This is a genomic window from Agromyces sp. NPDC056389 (genome assembly GCF_042262385.1).
Taxonomy (GTDB): domain Bacteria; phylum Actinomycetota; class Actinomycetes; order Actinomycetales; family Microbacteriaceae; genus Agromyces.
Window position 1 is genome coordinate 999,680 of the sequence record NZ_JBHJPN010000001.1, and the last position, 18,369, is coordinate 1,018,048.

Sequence of the window (18,369 nt, forward strand, 5' to 3'; positions counted from 1 at the left end):
CGCTGACGCCTCCGCTGACGCCTCCGCCCCTCGTCCCGCCTCTCGCCCTTCGCCGCCCCCTCCGCCGCGCCGAGTCGCCGGACGAAACGCGCGACACGCCGTGGCGAAGCGGCGTGTCGTGCGATTCATCCGGCGACTCGGCGTTCGCGCGGACGGGACCCACGCGCGGGCGACGGGCGGCGGGCGAGCCGCGGCATCCGCTGCACTATGAAGTTTCTATTGCATTAGTGTGTGACACACAGTATCGTGTGACTCATGAACCTCGATGAGACGACCGCCGGGCACCTGCAGGAGCTCCGTCGCGGCACCGTCGTGCTCGCCTGCCTCGTGCGGTTGCGCACGCCCGACTACGGTTACGCGCTGCTCGAGTCGCTGAACACGCTCGGCATCCTCGTCGACGCGAACACCCTGTACCCGCTGCTTCGGCGACTCGAGAAGCAGGGCCTGCTCACGAGCGAGTGGAACACCGACGAGGCCCGGCCCCGCAAGTTCTACCGCACGAGCACCACCGGCGAACTGCTCGCCGACGCACTCATGACCGATTGGCGGCGCATCGACGACGCGCTCGCCGGACTCACGACCGGAGACGAATCATGACCGAGCTCACCGACCGCTACCTCTTCGCGGCCACGCGCACGCTCCCGGCGACGCAACGCGAGGAGCTCTCCCGCGATCTCGCCGAGCGCATCGCGGACACGATCGAGGCCCGCGTCGACTCGGGCGCCTCGACCCCCGAGTCGGCCGAGCGCGACGCGCTCGTCGAGCTCGGCCATCCGGCGGCCCTCGCTGCGACCTACAGCGACCGGCCCCTCGTGCTGATCGGACCGAGGTACTTCCTCACCTGGAAGCGCCTGCTGATCTTCCTCGAGTCATTCATCCCGGCCATCGCGGCCGGCGCGTCCGCGCTCGGACTCGTGATCTCCGGCGGCGGCTGGGAGGTCATCGGCTCCGCGATCGGCATCGGCATCACCGTGGCCATGCACCTGGCGTTCTGGGTGACGCTGGTGTTCGCCCTGATCGAGCGGTACGACACGGGCACCGGCAAGGGCGTGGATGACACGCTCGGCTGGACTCCGGAGCAGCTCCCCCAGCTGCCCGAGCTGCGTCGCCCGCATCGGCGGAGCGACCTGATCGCCAGCCTGGCCTGGCTCGCGATCGCCGCCGGGTTCCTCGTGTGGCAGCAGTTCGGCATCGTGTGGATCGGCGGCGAACGCTCGTCGGTGCCGCTGCTCGACCCCGACCTGTGGTCGTTCTGGCTGCCGTACCTCCTCCTGCTCGTCGTGCTCGAGGCGGTGTTCGCCGTGTGGATCTACCGCAGCGACTGGAGCTGGGCGGCTGCACTCGTCAACGTGGCACTGAACGCCGCCTTCGCGATTCCCGTCATCTGGCTCTTCATCGAGGGACGGCTCTTCAGCCCCGAGTTCCTCGCCCTGATCGAGCCGCACCTCGACGCCGATGCCGAGTGGGTGCTGTCGGTGCTCTTCGTCGCCGTCGTCATCGGCGTGAGCGTGTGGGACGCGATCGACGGCCTCATCAAGGCCGCGCGTGGCGGCGGCCGCGGCACGCTCGACTTCCCGGGCAACCGCAGCCCGCGGAGTGAGCGGGTCTGACCCTGCGGCGGCCGGCACGGCACGGGAGAGGGGCGGATGCCGCAGCATCCGCCCCTCTCCCCGTCTCCGGGCGGCCGCGAGAATCCGTCGCCCTACTTGGGGCCCATGCGGATCGCGCCGTCGAGGCGGATCGTCTCGCCGTTCAGCAGCGGGTTCTCGATGATGTGCCGCACGAGCGCCGCGTACTCGGCGGGCGTGCCCATGCGCGACGGGTGCGGGATCTGCTCTTCGAGCGAGGCCTGCACCTCGGGCGGCATGCCGGCCATCATCGGCGTCTGCATGATGCCGGGCGCGATCGTGACGACCCGCACGAGCAGCTTCGAGAGGTCGCGGGCGAGCGGCAGGGTCATAGCCGCGACACCGCCCTTCGACGCCGAGTAGGCCGCCTGTCCGACCTGCCCGTCGAACGCCGCGACCGAGGCGGTGTTCACGATGACGCCGCGCTCGGCGGTCTCGGGCACGCCGGGCAGCGACTGCGCCGTGACGGGCTCGTTCGCCGCCATCGCCGCCGCCGCGAGCCGAGCGACGTTGAACGTGCCGATGAGGTTGATGCGGATGGTGCGCTCGAACGCGTCGAGCGCGAGGGGGCCGTCGCGCCCGACCGTGCGCCCGGCGGTCGCGATGCCCGCACAGCTCACGGCGACCCGAAGGGGTGCGCGTTCCTGCACGAGGTCGATCGCCGCCTGCACGGATGCCTCGTCGGTGACGTCCGCCGGCGCGAAGCGCACGCGCTCGCCGAGCTCGCTCGCGGTCTGCTCGCCGGGCGAGCCCGGAAGGTCGACGATGACGACCTCGGCGCCCGCGGCGGCGAGCACGGCGGCCGTGCCGCGCCCGAGTCCCGATGCGCCGCCGGTGACGATCGCGCCTGTTCCGTTCAACTGCATGTGGTGCGTCCCTTCGGGATGGTTCCGAGTCTGGTCAGGAGGGGCGGAGCGTCAGATGCGTTCGATGATCGTGGCGTTGGCCATGCCGCCGCCCTCGCACATCGTCTGCAGCCCGTAGCGTCCGCCGGTGGCCTCGAGCTGGTTCACGAGCGTCGTGAGCAGTCGCGTGCCCGATGAGCCGAGCGCATGCCCGAGGGCGATGGCGCCGCCGCGGGGGTTGAGCTTCGCGACATCCGCCCCGGTCTCTGCAAGCCAGGCGAGCGGCACCGACGCGAACGCCTCGTTGACCTCGTAGGCGTCGATGTCGTCGTGCGTGAGTCCGGAGCGAGCGAGCACCTTCTCGGTCGCGGGGATCACGCCGGTCAGCATGTAGAGCGGGTCGCTGCCGACGACCGAGAACGCACGGAACCGCGCCCGCGGCGTGAGGCCGAGCTGTTCGGCGCGCTCGGCGCTCATGATGAGGGCGGCGGAGGCGCCGTCGGTCAGCGGCGAGGAGTTGCCGGGCGTGATGCGCCAGTCGAGCTCCGGGAAGCGTCCGGCGAGGTCGTCGGTGCGGAAGGCCGCGTTCAAGCCGCCGAGCGACTCCGCGGAGGTGCCCGGGCGGACCGTCTCGTCGGTCAACGAGTCGATGCCGGGCACGGGCACGACCTCGCTCGCGAAGGCGCCGGCACTCTGCGCAGCGGCGGCGAGCTCATGCGAACGCGCCGCATAGGCGTCGAGCTCGTCGCGCTCGAAGCCCCACTTGGCCGCGATCAGTTCGGCCGAGACGCCCTGGTTCACGAGCCCGTCGGGGTAGCGCGTGCGGATGCGCGAGCCATAGGGGTCGGCGCCTGCCGCGCTCGAGCCGAGCCGCACGCGACTCATCGATTCGACGCCGCACGCGATGACGATATCGGCCTGACCGGCGAGCACGGCCTGCGCCGCGAACGTCGCCGCCTGCTGGCTCGAGCCGCACTGACGGTCGATCGTGGTGCCGGGCACGTGCTCGGGGAAGCCGGCCGCGAGCACGGCGTTGCGCGTGATGTTGTAGCTCTGCTCGCCGATCTGGCTGACGCAGCCGCCGATGACGTCGTCGATCAGCGCCGGGTCGAGATCGCTGCGATTGACGAGGGTGTCGAGCACCCCCGCGAGGAGGTCGACGGGGTGGATGCCGGAGAGGAGTCCCCCGGGTTTGCCGCGCCCCACGGGCGTGCGGACGACGTCGACGATGACGGCTTCAGTGCTCATGACTCCACCCTACGGCCAACCGAGCGCTCGCTTGGGAGCAGAATGAAGGATGCCCCGTGCGCGGGCGTGCGCACGGGGCATCCGTCTCGTTCTGAAGCCGAGCTCAGAGCGCGGCGACGACCTCGCGCTCGAGGACGACCGACTGGCGCTCGGGCAGCACGACGGGGTGCGTGCCCGCCATCGCCTCGATGACCCGCACGACCTGGCAGGAGTAGCCGTACTCGTTGTCGTACCAGACGTAGACGATCGCGTCGGTGCCGTCGGCGATCGTCGCGAGCCCGTCGACGATGCCGGCGCGGTTCGAGCCCACGAAGTCGGTCGAGACGACCTCGGGCGACTCGATGTAGTCGACCTGCTGGCGGAGCGGCGAGGTGAGCGACACCTGGCGGAGGTAGCGGTTGAGCGACGCCTTCTCTGCCGGCTGCTCGAGCTGCAGGTTCAGGATCGCGAGCGACACGTCGGGCGTCGGCACGCGGATCGCGCTGCCGGTGAGCTTGCCCGCGAACGAGGGCAGGGCCTTGGCGACGGCCTTCGCGGCGCCCGTCTCGGTGATGACCATGTTGAGCGCGGCCGAGCGCCCGCGCCGGTCGCCCGAGTGGAAGTTGTCGATGAGGTTCTGGTCGTTCGTGAACGAGTGCACGGTCTCGACGTGGCCGCGCACGACGCCGTAGGCGTCCTCGATGGCCTTCAGCACCGGCGTGATGGCGTTCGTCGTGCACGAGGCGGCCGAGAGGATCGCGTCGGCATCGGTGATGTCGTCGTGGTTGATGCCGTGCACGATGTTCTTGATCGCGCCCTTGCCGGGAGCCGTGAGCAGGACCCGGGCGACGCCCTTCGCCTGCAGGTGCTGCGACAGCCCCGCCTCGTCGCGCCAGCGACCCGTGTTGTCGACGACGATCGCGTCGTCGATGCCGTAGGCCGTGTAGTCGATCGCCGCCGGGTCGTTCGAGTAGATCACCTGGATGAGCGTGCCGTTCGCGAGGATCGTGTTCGCCTCCTCGTCGACCTCGATCGTGCCGGCGAACGGGCCGTGCACCGAGTCGCGGCGCAGCAGGCTCGCGCGCTTGACGAGGTCGTTGTCGGAGCCCTTGCGCACGACGATCGCGCGGAGGCGCAGGCCCTTGCCGTTGCCGGCGTGCGCGATCAGGATCCGTGCGAGCAGGCGCCCGATGCGGCCGAAGCCGTAGAGCACGACATCGGTGCCGGATGCCTCGGGCTCGCCCTCGGCCGCGATGACGGAGGAGAGCTCGTCGCGCACGAAGTCGGCGAGTTCACGCGCGTCGCCCTCGCCGACGGCGTCGGAGTAGCGGGCGACGAGGCGGGCCACGTCGATCGAGGCGGGGCCGGGAGCGATCTCGCGCAGCACCTCGAGCACGCGCATGGTGTCGACGAGGTCGAGTTCGACCTCACCGGCCTGACGGGCGAAGCGGTGCGCCTTCAGGAGGGCGATCGGCGAACGGTTGATGAGCCGCCGCCCGTGGATGGAGGTCACCACCCCGTGGTCTCGGTAGAGGCCGCCGATGAGCGGGATCATCCGCTCGGCGAGCTCCTCTTTGGCGATCCATTCCGTGCGGCGTGCATCGAACTCGTGGCTCACGATCTTCCTTCTCGGTCGAACGTGCAGTGGGCGTCGTCGACCAGGTCCTCGCGGGCGAGCCTGCCGGTGGGCAGCATCGGCCGCATTCTCTTCCGGGGATGGGTCGATTCTACGGATGTCTCGCTGCAGATGCCCTGTACACCGAGTCGAGTACGGTGAGACCGACCTGCCGCGGCGGCCGCTGAGCATGCCGATGGCGATCGTAGACTCTCGGAGTGGATCGCATCATGCCGGGGATCATCGCCATCCTGTTCGGCTCGATGGTGCTCGTCGTGGTGTTCGTTCCGCTCGTGGCGCTCAGCTACCGTCGCCGCGGCGGGTTCTCGGCCCTCCGCATGACCGGTTGGGTCGCGCTCCTCTTCTACGTGATGGGGCTCTGGGCGTACACGCTGCTGCCGCTGCCCGACGGCGACGACTTCCGCTGCGCGGGAGTGGTGCTGGATCCGCTCGAGAGCGTGCGGGATGTCATCCGCCTGCAGGCGGAGCACGGCGGCTCGCTGCTCGCGAATGCCGCGGTGCAGCAGTTCGCGTTCAACGTGCTGCTGTTCGTGCCGCTCGGCTTCTTCGCGCGTGCGCTGTTCGAACGCGGCATCGCCGTCGCGGTCGCGGCCGGCGCACTCGTCTCGCTCGCGATCGAGCTCACCCAGCTGACCGGCGTCTGGGGCGTCTTCCCCTGCGCGTATCGACTGTTCGACACGGGAGATCTCGCTGCGAACACCATCGGCGCGGCACTTGGCGCGCTGCTGGCGTTCCCGGTGTTCCGCCGTCACCGTGGCGCGGCCGCGACAGGGGCAGCGCCGGCGCGGCCGGTCACCTCTGGGCGGCGCCTGCTCGCAATGCTGGTCGACGTCGCGAGCGTGTGGCTCACCGCTGCCGGGCTCTCGGTCGCCGTCAACTCCGCGATCCTCGTGCTGGCGGGCCGTGACCTCGTGCTCGAGGTGTCCGATGCGGTCGCGGCGATCGCGACGGCGGCGGCGATCGGCACGCAGGCGGTGTCGGTGCTGATCGGCGGCGTCACGCTCGGCGAACGGGCCGTGCTCATCGACGTCCGCGAGCATCGTGTTCCGACCGTGATCTGGCGCGGGGTCCGGTTCCTCGTGGGGATCGGCGGCTACAGCCTGCTCCTCCTCGCCGGCCAGTTCGGCGGAACGGTCGCGGCTGCGCTCGCCGTCGCGAGCATCGTCGCCGCGTTCACGACCCGCGGGCATCGCGGTCTCGCTCAGGCTGCGGCCGGCATGGACTCGATCGACCGGAACGTCGCTCGCGCGCCGGATCGGCTCAGTACGCCTGGATGAACGAGAGCTGCATCGACGCGATGCGATCGGGCAGCCCCTCGAAGACCGCCGCACGTTCGGGCGAGACCTTGTACGCGGCATCCACCCGCTCGAACTCGTCGGCATCGCCCGGCACGCTGACCGCCCAGGTGAATTCGTTCGTCTCGGGCGAGCCGTAGGCGAACTCGATGGCGAACCCCATCGCGGGCCGGAGCACGGGCATGGCCTCCTGCCACCACGCGACGAACTCCTCGTAGAGTCCATCGACGATCACGTACCGGCGCAGCTGGGTGGTCTTCATCCGACCATCATGCCGTGCGCGTGGTCCTTCGCGCGCGTCTTCGGCCGCTGAGCGGCCCGCACGAACGGTTGACCCCGCCGATGCCGGTGCACGACAATCGGCCATGCGCACATCCAGCTCGGTGCTGGCCGTCGCCGCGTTCGCGGCGCTCCTCGCGACGACGTCGATGGTCGGCTGCTCTCCGCTCGCCGACCGGCGCGGAGCCGCCATCGCCATCGAAGAGCTCGACGGTCCGTTCGATCCGCTCTCGATCCGGTTCACCGGCCTCGCACCCGGCTCCGAGGTCACCCTCACCGCAAAAGCCAACGTCGACTGGATCGCGCATCGCTCCGAGGCCGTGTTCATCGCGGACGAGTCCGGAGAGGTCGACCTCGACGACCACGCACCGGTCGACGGCGACTGGTCGACGGCGGCCTCGATGGCGCCGTTCTGGGCACTCGCCCCCGAGAGCGGCGAGCTCGCCTTCCTCGCCGCCTACGCCGACCAGTTCGACGTCGAGCTCACGCTCACCGGGGCCGACGGCACCGTGCTCGCGGGCACGACGGTCGAGCGCGGCATCGCTCCGGGCGCCGTGGCGGTCGAAGAGGTGACCGATGGCGGGCTCGTCGGGGCCTACGCGAGTCCCGCGCCATCCGCGACGGCAGAGACCGGGCCGCGAGCCGCGGTCCTCGTGTTCTCCGGCAGCGACGGAGGCATCCAGTTCGCTCGCCTCCTCGCTCGTCAGCTCGCGGCCGCCGGATACCCGGCCCTCGCGGTGAGCTACTTCGGTTCTCCAGGGCAGCCTGCAGAGCTCGACGAGGTGCCGCTCGAGACGTTCGTCTCGGGCGCCGAATGGTTGGCGGCGCGCGACGGGGTCGACCCCGATCGCATCACCGCGTTCGGCGCCTCACGCGGCGGGGAGGCCGCGCTCTGGCTCGCCGCGGAGCACCCCTCGCTCGTGCGGGGTGCGATCGCACCGGTCGGCGCGGGCGAGCTGTGGTGCGGATATCCCGACGGAACCCGCTCGGCGTGGACCCTCGCCGGCATCGCGACCCCCTGCTCGATGGATCCGGCGGCGCCGCCGCCCGATTCGATCATCGACCTCGCCCGCATCGACGGGCCGGTCGTGCTCGCGTGCGGCACCCACGACGCGGTCTGGGACTCCTGCCTCCTGATGGATCGCACCGCGCGTCGAGCCTCCGCGGCGGGCCTCGACGTGACCGCGCTGACGGGCGACGGCGCTTCGCACTCCATCCCCCTCGATCCGTACCTGCCGGCATTCCCCGACACCGACGCGGCCGCCGACAGCGCCTCCCGTGCCGAGTTCTGGCGCGCCGCCTTCGAGGCGCTCGGCCCGCCGACGCTCTGACGGCCCGCCGGCCTGACGGCCCGACGAGCAGGCTCGACGCGCGAACGTCGTCGTATACTCGACTTCGTCCAGGCGCTCAGCCGCGCCGGTGCTCGAAAAATGGGCACGAAGCCGACCGACGGGTTTCCCCGCCACCGAGCGAGACACATACGGAATCCCAGCATCCCGTCACGTCTCGAAAGGCTTCACCATGCCCTCGGTGTCCGCGCACGTCGCCCATGCCCTCTCCGCCCACGTCGATCACGTCTTCGGCGTGATGGGCAACGGCAACGCCTACTTCCTCGATGCGCTCGAGCGCGAGACGGATGCCTCCTTCACCGCCGTGCGGCACGAGGCCGGCGGCGTGGTCGCCGCCGACGCCCACTTCCGCGCGTCGAAGCGGCTCGCCGCCGCGACGGCGACCTACGGGGCCGGTTTCACGAACACCCTCACCTCGCTCGCCGAGGCGGCGCAGGCCCGAGTGCCGCTCGTGCTCGTCGTCGGCGACGAGCCGACCTCGGGGCGTCGTCCGTGGGACGTCGACCAGATCGCCCTCGCCTCGGCGGTCGGCGCGCGCACGTACACCGTCGGGCGCACCGACGCCCCTGCCACGACCGTGATCGCCGTCGAGCACGCGCTGAGCTATCGGGTGCCGGTGGTGCTGGCGATCCCCTACGACGTCGCATCGGTCGACGCCGGACCGCTCGCCGATGCGCCCGCGCCGCGGCATCCGCTGCCCCTCTCGCCGGTCGGCGAGTTCGCTCGGCGCGCCGTCTCCGAGGTCGCACGCGCCCTCGCGGGCGCCTCCAGGCCGTTCCTCCTGGCCGGACGCGGGGCCTGGCTCGCCGACGCCGGCGATGCCCTCGGCGACCTCGCCGCGGCGACCGGCGCGGTCACGGCCTCGACGGCGCTCGGCCGGGGGGTCTTCCCCGAGGCCCGCTACGACCTCGGCGTCACCGGCGGCTTCGGGGCCGAGGCCGCGATGGAACTCGTGCGCGAGGCCGACGTCGCCGTGGTGTTCGGCGCCTCGCTCAACCAGTTCACGATGCGCTTCGGCGACCTCTTCGCACCCGGCACGCGCGTGTTCCAGGTCGATGTGGCGACGGCGGCCACGCACCCGCACGTCGGCGGGTTCGTCCGCGGCGATGCCGCGGTCGTCGCGCGACGCCTCGTCGACGAGCTCGCCGCGCTCGGAGCGGAGTCGTCGGGCTGGCGCGACGCCATCGCCGACATCGCACCGCTCCGCGCCCAGGCGCTCCCCGCGCGCACCGACGGCCTCGCCGACGACGGCCGGCTCGACCCGCGCGCGGTCGCGTCGCGCATCGCCGAGTTGCTGCCCGAAGACCGGGTCGTCGTCTCCGACGGCGGGCACTTCATCGGCTGGGCCAACATGTACTGGCCCGTGGCCTCGCCCGACCGCATGATGATGATCGGCACGGCGTTCCAGTCGATCGGGCAGGGATTTCCGAGCGTCGCCGGCGCCGCCGCCGCCAAGCCCGACGCCACGGTCGTGCTCACGACCGGAGACGGCGGCGGGCTCATGGCGCTCGCCGACCTCGAGACGGCAGTGCGCACCGCAGGGGGCCGCGGTATCGCAGTCGTCTGGAACGACGCCGCGTACGGCGCCGAGGTGAACCTCTACGGCCTCAAGGGTCTCGCCGAGGGTCCGATGCGGATCCCCGAGGCCGACTTCGCCGCCGCGGCCGCCGCGTTCGGCGCCGAAGGAGTCGTCGTGCGCGAGCTCGCCGACCTCGAGGCGCTCGCAGCCTGGGCGGCACGCCCGGTCACCGAGCGCTCGTTCCTCCTGCTCGACTGCCGCATCTCGGGCACCGTCATCGCGCCGTACCAGGAGGAGATCATCCGCGTGAACAGCTGACGCGGGCGGCCGAGGGCCGAAGACGACGGATGCCCCGGCGGGAACGTTCCCGCCGGGGCATCGTGTACCGGCAGCTGCTACTTCACGCCGTAGATGGCGCTCGCGGACTGCTCGGCCTCGTGGTCGGGGCCGAGCGGAATGCCGGTGCGGTCCTTCAGCAGCAGGGTCGCGATGAACGCGACGACCATGATGCCCGCGATGTAGAACGCGACCGAGGTCGCGGTGCCGGTGGCCTGCACGAGCGCCGCGGAGATCATCGGCGCGAACGCACCGCCGAGGATCGCGCCGAGGGCGTAGGTGATCGAGACGCCCGAGTAGCGGATCGACGCCGGGAACAGCTCGGTGAAGTACGCGGCCTGCTGCCCGTAGGTGAAGCCGTTGCCGATCGTGAAGAGCGCGAGGCCGGCGAAGAGCAGCCACACGTTGCCGGTGTTCACGAGCGGGAACAGCAGGAAGACCGTGGCGAGGAAGGCGATCCAGCCGATGATGTAGGTGTTCCGGCGGCCGATCCGGTCGGAGACCGAGCCGGCGATCCACGTGACGATGAGCCACACGACAGCGGATGCCGCGACCGCGAGCAGCACGGGCGTGCGCTCCATCCCGACGTGGCCGCCGTCGGCGATCGGCGTGGTGGCGTAGTTCTGGATGTAGCCGCCGGTCGTCATGTAGCCCGCGGCATTGTTGCCGGCGAAGGTCAGCGCGGCGAGGAGCACGAGCAGCCAGTGCCGCTTGAAGAGCTGGGCGATCGGCGTCTTCGTCTGCTCCTTGCGAGCGGCGATCTCGGTGAAGACCGGGCTCTCGTCGACCGATCGGCGCACGATCATGCCGACGATGATGAGCACGAAGCTCAGCAGGAACGGGATGCGCCAGCCCCACTCGAGGAACGCGTCGCCGGGAGAGATGACGCCCGTCATGAGGGCGAGCACGCCCGAGGCGAGGAGCAGGCCGATCGGCACGCCGATCTGCGGGAACGCGCCGTAGCGGCCGCGCTTGCCGTCGGGCGCGTGCTCGACCGCCATGAGCACCGCGCCGCCCCACTCGCCGCCCGTCGAGAGGCCCTGCAGGATGCGCAGGACGACGAGCAGGAGCGGTGCGAGGATGCCCACCTGCTCGTAGGTCGGCAGCACGCCGATGAGGGTCGTCGCCGCGCCCATGAGCACGAGCGTCACGACGAGCATCGCCTTGCGGCCGATCTTGTCGCCGAAGTGGCCGGCGAGGAATGCGCCGAGCGGCCGGAACAGGAAGCTCACGCCGATCGTCGCGAACGACAGGATCGTCGCGAACTCGGGGCCTGCGGGCGCGAAGAAGAGCACCTGGAACACGAGGCCGGCGGCGCTCGCGTAGAGGAAGAAGTCGTACCACTCAATGGTGGTGCCGATCACGGTGGCGAACGCGACGCGGCGGAGCTCCCGTCGTCGCGCGTCGCTCTGGGCCGGGGCGGGGGCGGATGTCGTGGTCATGCGGGGGCGACTCCTCTGTCGGGTCCGCGGTCATGGGCAGCTCGTCGTCGAGCTCGAGACGAGCTATCCGGTCATAATATACGATTTGAAATACGACGATGACTCGGGATGTCGTGGGCAGCGGTGATCGTATACGATCAAGCCACGCCCTGACGACGAAGTGGAGCCCGTGTGCTAGACCAGTCCACCATCGAGGCGATCGCCGACGAGCTCCTCGTCGCCGATCGCGACCGCACCATCGTGCCGCGGCTCACCGCGCGGCACCCCGAGATGACCGTGGAGGACTCGTACGCGGTGCAGCAGCTCTGGGCCGAGCGCCGCGCCGCCGCCGGCCACCGTGTGGTGGGCCGCAAGATCGGCCTCACCTCGAAGGTCATGCAGGTCGCCACCGGCATCACCGAACCCGACTACGGGGTCATCTTCGACGACATGGTCGTCGAATCCGGAGCATCCGTCGAGTTCGACCGGTTCTCGAACGTGCGCATCGAGGTCGAGCTCGCATTCGTGCTCGACACGCCCCTGCAGGGTCCGGATGTCACGATCTTCGACGTGCTCGACGCCACCGCCTACGTCGTGCCGGCGCTCGAGATCCTGAATTCGCACATCGAGCTCGAGGGTCGCACGATCGTCGACACGATCTCCGACAACGCCGCGATGGGCGCCATGGTGGTCGGCGGCCGTCCGGTGAAGGTCGACGAGGTCGACCTCCGCTGGATCTCGGCGCTGCTCTATCGGAACCAGACGATCGAGGAGTCAGGTGTCGCAGCGGCGGTGCTCGGACACCCCGCCATGGGCGTCGCCTGGCTCGCGAACAAGCTCGCCCAGCACGGGCAGTCGCTCGAGGCCGGCGAGATCATCCTCGCCGGTTCGTTCACCCGACCCATGTGGGTCGAGCGCGGCGACACCGTGCACGCCGACTACGGACAGCTTGGAGCAGTGACATGCCGATTCGAATGAACCTCCCCGAGACACTCACGGCCCGCATCGCGGCATCCGACCGCCCGCTCGTCGGCATGTGGGTCTGCTCCGGCAGCCCGATCATGGCCGAGCTCGCAGCCGGCAGCGGCCTCGACTGGGTGCTCATCGACGCCGAGCACTCCCCCAACGGACTCGAGTCGATCCTCGCGCAGCTCTACGCGGTCTCGGCGTATCCGGTCGCACCCGTCGTGCGCCCGCCGATCGGCGACACCGTGCTGATCAAGCAGTATCTCGACCTCGGCGTGCAGAACCTCCTCGTGCCGATGGTCGACTCCGCGGCGCAGGCCGTCGAGCTCGCCCGCGCGGTGCGGTATCCCGCCGACGGCGTGCGCGGCGTCGGCGCCGCCCTCGCCCGCTCATCGCGCTGGAACCGGGTCGACCGCTACCTGCAGAACGCCGCGTCGACGATCAGCCTCACGGTGCAGATCGAGTCCGCCGCCGCCGTCGAGGCGGTCGAGGAGATCGCCGCGGTCGACGGCGTCGACGCCCTCTTCGTCGGGCCCGCCGACCTCGCCGCCTCGATGGGCCTGCTCGGCCAGCAGTCGCACCCCGACGTCGTCGAGGGCGTGCTGCGCTCGATCCGCGCGGGCGCGGCCGTGGGCAAGCCCGTCGGCGTCAACGCCTTCGTGCCCGCAGACGCAGATCGCTACCTCGCCGCCGGCGCGGCGTTCGTCTCCGTGGGGGCGGACGTCGCGATCGTCGCCCGCGCCTCCGAGGCGTTCGCCGATCGCTTCATCCCGGCGGATGCGTCGGCACCTCGAGCGAGCTACTGACGAGCCGGCTCGATCACCGCTCGACAGGGTCGTATAGATCGTATATTATTTCAGATATCAAGAGACGAGGACGTCAATGACCTTCGGCATCGCCACCCCCGGCAAGATCATCGCCGTGCACCTGAACTACCCGTCGAGGGCGGCCCAGCGCGGCCGCACGCCCGCGCAGCCGAGCTACTTCCTGAAGCCGGCCTCCTCCCTCGCCCCCACGGGCGCCGCGCTCGAACGCCCCGCCGGCACCGAGCTGCTCGCGTTCGAGGGCGAGATCGCGATCGTCATCGGCGAGCCCGCCCGCCGCGTCTCCCCCGCCGACGGCTGGAACCACGTGGCATCCGTCACCGCGGCCAACGACTTCGGCCTCTACGACCTGCGGGCCGCGGACAAGGGCTCCAACGTGCGCTCGAAGGGCGGCGACGGCTTCACGCCGATCGGTCCCGTCGCGATCCCCGCGGCCGGCATCGCCGAGGGCGACTGGCGCGTCCGCACCTGGGTGAACGGGCAGCTCGTGCAGGAGGACACCTCGGACACGCTCCTCTTCCCGTTCGGCCGTCTCATCGCCGACCTGTCGCAGCTCATGACCCTCGAGACCGGCGATGTGATCCTCACCGGAACGCCGGCCGGCTCGTCGGTCGTGCTGCCGGGCGACGTCGTCGAGGTCGAGGTCGACGCCCCGGGCGCTCCCGGCGCGCCGAGCACGGGCCGACTCGTCACGACCATCACGCAGGGCGACGCCGAGTTCGGCGAGTTCGGAACCAGGCCCGCGACCGACGACCTCCAGCGCGTCGAGGCCTGGGGCGGCGAGGAGGAGCTCGCCGCGGCGGTCGCTGCCGGCCGCGCTTCGGCGCCCGCTCCGGCCGGCGCAACGGAGGTCGCGAACACCGCGACCACGGCCGCTCCCGCCTTCGAGCTCACCGACGAGCTCCGCGCCGCCTTCGGCCGCGTCGCCGTCGCGACCCTCTCGGTGGTGCTCCGCAAGCGCGGGTACCACGACATCTTCATCGAGGGCGTCGCCGCCAATCACCCCGGCGATCGCATCGTCGGCCGTGCGAAGACGCTCCGGTTCGTCCCGTTCCGGCCCGACCTGTTCCAGAGCCACGGCGGCGGGTACAACGCCCAGAAGCTCGCCTTCGACACCGTCGCGCCCGGCGAGGTGCTCGTCGTCGAGGCCCGCGGCGAGCGCGGCACCGGCACCGTGGGCGACGTGCTGGCCCTCCGCGCCCAGGTGCGCGGCGCCGCCGGCATCGTCACCGACGGCGGTGTGCGCGACTTCGACGCCGTGGCCGGGTTCGAGATCCCCGTGTTCTCGCAGGGCGCCCACCCCTCGGTGCTCGGCCGGCGCCACGTGCCGTGGGAGGTCGACGTCACGATCGCCTGCGGCGGCGCGGCGGTGCAGCCCGGCGACGTCATCGTGGGCGACGGCGACGGCGTCATCGTGATTCCGCCGCAGCTCGTCGAGGAGGTGCTCGCCGAGGCGCTCGAACAGGAGCGGCAGGAGGCGTACGTGGCCGAGCAGGTCGCTGCCGGGGCATCCGTCGACGGACTCTTCCCCATGAACGCCGAATGGCTCGCCCGCTACCGAGCAGCGATGGAGGCATGATGAACACCGAGACGATCCGCTCCACCGAGAGCAAGTCGCAGCAGGCGTACCGCTTCATCCGCATGCGCATCGACGACGGCCGCTACGTGCCCGGCTACCGACTCGTGCTCGGGGCGATCGCCCGCGAGCTCGACGTCTCGGTCGTGCCGGTTCGCGAGGCGATCCGACTGCTCGAGGCCGAGGGCCTCGTCACGTTCGAGCGGAACGTCGGCGCCCAGGTCGCCCTCGTCAAGGAGACCGAGTACCTGCACACGATGGAGACGCTCGCGCTCGTCGAGGGCGCGGCGACGGCGCTCTCCGCGCCGTTCATCTCGCCCGACCACATCAGGCGGGCCCGCGAGATCAACGAGCGGATGCGTCGCACGCTCGACGACTTCGAGCCGACGCGGTTCACCGAACTCAACCTCGAGTTCCACGCCGTGCTCTTCGAGGAGTGCCCGAACCCGCACATCCTCGACCTCGTGCACCGCGGCTGGAACCGCATGAAGGTGCTGCGCGACTCGTCCTTCAGTTTCGTGCCAGGCCGCGCCCACGAGTCGGTCGAGGAGCACGAACGCATCCTCGCGCTCATCGAATCAGGCGCCGACGCCCTCGAGATCGAGCTGGCCGCACGGCACCACCGCACCGCGACGCTCGACGCGGTGCTCGCCGCCCAGTCGCGGCATCCGCTGCCCGCGCCCTGAACCGCCTTCTCCGACACGCTTCCCGTCCCGACACACCGAAAGCCGAATGACATGACGCACTACATCCCCGAGGGCCTGCCCGACCGCATCCGCCACTTCATCGACGGCGAGTTCGTCGACTCCGTCGGCGGCGAGACGTTCGACGTGCTCGACCCGGTGTCGAACGAGACCTACGTACAGGCGGCCGCCGGCCAGCAGGCCGACATCGACCTCGCCGTCGCCGCAGCGAAGCGCGCGTTCGACGAGGGGCCCTGGCCCCGCATGCTCCCCCGCCAGCGTTCGCGCGTGCTGCACCGGATCGCCGACCTCGTCGAGGCGCGCGACGCCCGGCTCGCCGAGCTCGAGACCTTCGACACCGGCCTGCCCATCACGCAGGCGCTCGGCCAGGCGCAGCGTGCCGCCGAGAACTTCCGCTTCTTCGCCGACCTGATCGTCGCCCAGCGCGACGACACCTACAAGGTGCCGGGTCGCCAGGTCAACTACGTCAACCGCAAGCCCATCGGCGTCGCCGGCCTCATCACGCCGTGGAACACGCCCTTCATGCTCGAGTCGTGGAAGCTCGCCCCGGCGCTCGCCACCGGCAACACCGTCGTACTGAAGCCCGCCGAGTTCACGCCGCTGTCGGCCTCGCTCTGGGCGGAGATCTTCCGCGAGGCCGGTGTGCCCGACGGCGTCTTCAACCTCGTGAACGGCCTCGGCGAAGAGGCCGGCGACGCGCTCGTCAAGCACCCCGACGTGCCCCTCATCTCGTTCACGGGCGAGAGCCGTACCGGCCAGATCATCTTCGGCAACGCGGCGCCGTTCCTGAAGGGCCTCTCGATGGAGCTCGGCGGCAAGTCGCCCGCCGTGGTCTTCGCCGACGCCGACCTCGACTCGGCGCTCGACGCGACGGTGTTCGGCGTGTTCTCGCTGAACGGCGAGCGCTGCACCGCCGGCTCCCGCGTGCTCGTCGAACGCTCGATCTACGACGACTTCGTCGCCCGCTACGCCGAGCGTGCGAAGAACATCGTGGTCGGCGACCCGCACGACCCGAAGACCGAGGTCGGGGCGCTCGTGCACCCCGAGCACTACGAGAAGGTCATGTCGTACGTCGAGATCGGCAAGGGCGAGGGCCGGCTCGTCGCCGGCGGCGGCCGCCCCGAGGGGCTCGACACCGGCAACTACGTCGCCCCCACGGTGTTCGCGGATGTCTCGCCCGACGCGCGCATCTTCCAGGAGGAGATCTTCGGCCCGGTCGTCGCGATCACGCCGTTCGACACCGACGAGGAGGCGCTCGAACTCGCGAACAACACGCGCTACGGTCTCGCCGCCTACATCTGGACGAACAACCTGAAGCGCGCCCATAACTTCGCCCAGTCGGTCGAGGCCGGAATGGTCTGGCTGAACTCGAACAACGTGCGCGACCTCCGCACCCCCTTCGGCGGTGTCAAGGCCTCGGGCCTCGGGCACGAGGGCGGCTACCGCTCGATCGACTTCTACACCGACCAGCAGGCCGTGCACATCACCCTCAACGAAGCGCACTCGCCGCGCTTCGGCACGAAGTAGGCCCTCCCCGCCCACCCTCGGCCGCATCGCAACTGCTCGACCGCATCACAACTGAAGGACGAATCCACATGTCTGCACTCAACGACCGAGTCAAGACCTCCTCCGGCTTCTACGTGAGCCAGGAGGCCCCGATCCACAGCGACAACCCGGTGCCGACCCCGTCGGTCCCCGCTCCCGACATCCTCCGCTGCGCCTACATGGAACTCGTCGTGACGGACCTCGCCGCCTCGCGCATCTTCTACGTCGACGTGCTCGGCCTGTACGTGACCGAGGAGGACGACGAGGCGATCTACCTCCGCTCGACCGAGGAGTTCATCCACCACAACCTCGTGCTGCGCCAGGGCGACGTCGCCGCCGTCGCCGCGTTCTCGTACCGCGTGCGCACCCCCGAGGACCTCGACCGGGCGGTCGCCTTCTACTCCGAGCTCGGCTGCCGCATCGAGCGTCGGGCGGAGGGCTTCACGAAGGGCATCGGCGACTCGGTGCGCGTCGAGGACCCGCTGGGCTTCCCGTACGAGTTCTTCTACCAGTCCGAGCACGTCGAACGGCTCTCGTGGCGCTACGACCTGCACACGCCGGGCGAGCTCGTGCGCCTCGACCACTTCAACCAGGTCACTCCCGACGTACCGCGCGCCGTGAACTTCATGCAGTCGCTCGGCTTCCGCGTCACCGAGGACATCCAGGACGACGAGGGCACCGTCTACGCGGCGTGGATGCGTCGGAAGCCCACGGTGCACGACACCGCCATGACGGGCGGCGACGGCCCCCGCATGCACCACGTCGCCTTCGCGACGCACGAGAAGCACAACATCCTCGCGATCTGCGACAAGCTCGGCGCGCTCCGGCGCTCCGACGCGATCGAGCGCGGCCCCGGCCGTCACGGCGTCTCGAACGCGTTCTACCTGTACCTGCGCGACCCCGACGGCCACCGCGTCGAGATCTACACGCAGGACTACTACACGGGCGACCCCGACAACCCCGTCATCACGTGGGACGTGCACGACAACCAGCGCCGCGACTGGTGGGGCAACCCCGTCGTCCCGAGCTGGTACACGGATGCCTCGCTGGTGCTCGACCTCGACGGCAACCCCAAGCCCGTCGTCGCCCGCACGGACTCATCGGAGATGGCCGTCACGATCGGCGCCGACGGCTTCTCGTACACGCGCTCGGGCGACGAGGAGCAGGGCTTCAAGCTCGGCAACACGCTGTAGGCGCGAACGACGCGCGACGACGCCGC

The 18,369-nt window shown here is 70.6% G+C and carries 16 protein-coding genes; 11 read left to right on the forward strand and 5 right to left on the reverse strand.

Translation table 11 applies throughout. The features are described from left to right. The first annotated feature begins 255 nt into the window (after positions 1-255). Positions 256-597: a PadR family transcriptional regulator gene (locus ACFCVM_RS04640; RefSeq protein WP_375834451.1), complete on the forward strand. Its 342-nt coding sequence runs from the start codon at positions 256-258 to the stop codon at positions 595-597. Further along, on the forward strand, positions 594-1,610 hold the full coding sequence (locus ACFCVM_RS04645) for a permease prefix domain 1-containing protein (protein WP_375834454.1): 1,017 nt from the start codon (positions 594-596) through the stop codon (positions 1,608-1,610). The genes ACFCVM_RS04640 and ACFCVM_RS04645 overlap by 4 nt, the downstream gene beginning before the upstream one ends. Positions 1,611-1,702: 92 nt before the next feature. Here ACFCVM_RS04645 and ACFCVM_RS04650 read toward each other — a convergent pair whose 3' ends face one another. The 3 genes from ACFCVM_RS04650 to ACFCVM_RS04660 all read right to left on the reverse strand — a co-directional run bounded on the left by ACFCVM_RS04650 (position 1,703) and on the right by ACFCVM_RS04660 (position 5,282). Next, on the reverse strand, positions 1,703-2,494 hold the full coding sequence (locus tag ACFCVM_RS04650; protein WP_375834457.1) for an SDR family NAD(P)-dependent oxidoreductase: 792 nt from the start codon (positions 2,492-2,494) through the stop codon (positions 1,703-1,705). A gap of 51 nt (positions 2,495-2,545) precedes the next feature. Continuing rightward, positions 2,546-3,721 carry a thiolase family protein gene (locus tag ACFCVM_RS04655; protein ID WP_375834459.1) on the reverse strand — a complete coding sequence of 392 codons (1,176 nt, stop codon included), beginning with the start codon at positions 3,719-3,721 and terminating at the stop codon, positions 2,546-2,548. Between the two features lie 103 nt (positions 3,722-3,824). Further along, on the reverse strand, positions 3,825-5,282 hold the full coding sequence (locus tag ACFCVM_RS04660) for a glyceraldehyde-3-phosphate dehydrogenase (RefSeq protein ID WP_375836654.1): 1,458 nt from the start codon (positions 5,280-5,282) through the stop codon (positions 3,825-3,827). 251 nt (positions 5,283-5,533) lie between these two features. Here ACFCVM_RS04660 and ACFCVM_RS04665 point away from each other — a divergent pair, with 251 nt between their 5' ends. Further along, on the forward strand, positions 5,534-6,613 hold the full coding sequence (locus ACFCVM_RS04665) for a VanZ family protein (RefSeq protein WP_375834462.1): 1,080 nt from the start codon (positions 5,534-5,536) through the stop codon (positions 6,611-6,613). Here the strand turns inward: ACFCVM_RS04665 and ACFCVM_RS04670 are convergent. Next, positions 6,597-6,893, reverse strand: coding sequence for a hypothetical protein (locus ACFCVM_RS04670; RefSeq protein ID WP_375834465.1), 297 nt, complete (start codon positions 6,891-6,893; stop codon positions 6,597-6,599). The genes ACFCVM_RS04665 and ACFCVM_RS04670 overlap by 17 nt on opposite strands. Positions 6,894-6,996: 103 nt before the next feature. Between ACFCVM_RS04670 and ACFCVM_RS04675 the strand changes: the two genes are divergently transcribed. Both ACFCVM_RS04675 and ACFCVM_RS04680 read left to right on the forward strand, forming a co-directional pair. Beyond that, positions 6,997-8,241, forward strand: a complete 1,245-nt coding sequence (locus ACFCVM_RS04675) for an acyl-CoA thioesterase/BAAT N-terminal domain-containing protein (protein WP_375834468.1) — start codon at positions 6,997-6,999, stop codon at positions 8,239-8,241. A 190-nt stretch (positions 8,242-8,431) separates the two neighbouring features. Next, positions 8,432-10,096: a thiamine pyrophosphate-binding protein gene (locus ACFCVM_RS04680; RefSeq protein ID WP_375834471.1), complete on the forward strand. Its 1,665-nt coding sequence runs from the start codon at positions 8,432-8,434 to the stop codon at positions 10,094-10,096. Between the two features lie 77 nt (positions 10,097-10,173). Here ACFCVM_RS04680 and ACFCVM_RS04685 read toward each other — a convergent pair whose 3' ends face one another. Then, positions 10,174-11,556, reverse strand: coding sequence for an MFS transporter (locus ACFCVM_RS04685; protein ID WP_375834474.1), 1,383 nt, complete (start codon positions 11,554-11,556; stop codon positions 10,174-10,176). A 171-nt stretch (positions 11,557-11,727) separates the two neighbouring features. On the opposite strand from ACFCVM_RS04685, the gene hpaH reads away from it, so the two are divergent. The 6 genes from hpaH (at position 11,728) to hpaD (ending at position 18,343) form a co-directional block, all read left to right on the forward strand. Beyond that, complete coding sequence (hpaH, locus tag ACFCVM_RS04690) at positions 11,728-12,513, forward strand: 2-oxo-hept-4-ene-1,7-dioate hydratase (RefSeq protein WP_375834477.1); 786 nt, start codon at positions 11,728-11,730, stop codon at positions 12,511-12,513. After that, positions 12,498-13,307, forward strand: a complete 810-nt coding sequence (locus ACFCVM_RS04695) for an HpcH/HpaI aldolase/citrate lyase family protein (protein ID WP_375834479.1) — start codon at positions 12,498-12,500, stop codon at positions 13,305-13,307. The genes hpaH and ACFCVM_RS04695 overlap by 16 nt, the downstream gene beginning before the upstream one ends. 76 nt (positions 13,308-13,383) lie before the next feature. Then, positions 13,384-14,904 (forward strand): fumarylacetoacetate hydrolase family protein, encoded by a 1,521-nt coding sequence (locus ACFCVM_RS04700; protein ID WP_375834481.1) that lies wholly within the window; start codon positions 13,384-13,386, stop codon positions 14,902-14,904. Then, a complete protein-coding gene (locus ACFCVM_RS04705) occupies positions 14,904-15,587 on the forward strand; it encodes a GntR family transcriptional regulator (protein ID WP_375834483.1) in 684 nt (227 codons plus the stop codon). The genes ACFCVM_RS04700 and ACFCVM_RS04705 overlap by 1 nt, the downstream gene beginning before the upstream one ends. Before the next feature lie 51 nt (positions 15,588-15,638). Then, on the forward strand, positions 15,639-17,132 hold the full coding sequence (hpaE, locus tag ACFCVM_RS04710) for a 5-carboxymethyl-2-hydroxymuconate semialdehyde dehydrogenase (protein WP_375834486.1): 1,494 nt from the start codon (positions 15,639-15,641) through the stop codon (positions 17,130-17,132). 68 nt (positions 17,133-17,200) lie between these two features. Further along, positions 17,201-18,343, forward strand: a complete 1,143-nt coding sequence (gene hpaD / locus ACFCVM_RS04715; protein ID WP_375834489.1) for a 3,4-dihydroxyphenylacetate 2,3-dioxygenase — start codon at positions 17,201-17,203, stop codon at positions 18,341-18,343. Positions 18,344-18,369: the final 26 nt, after the last annotated feature.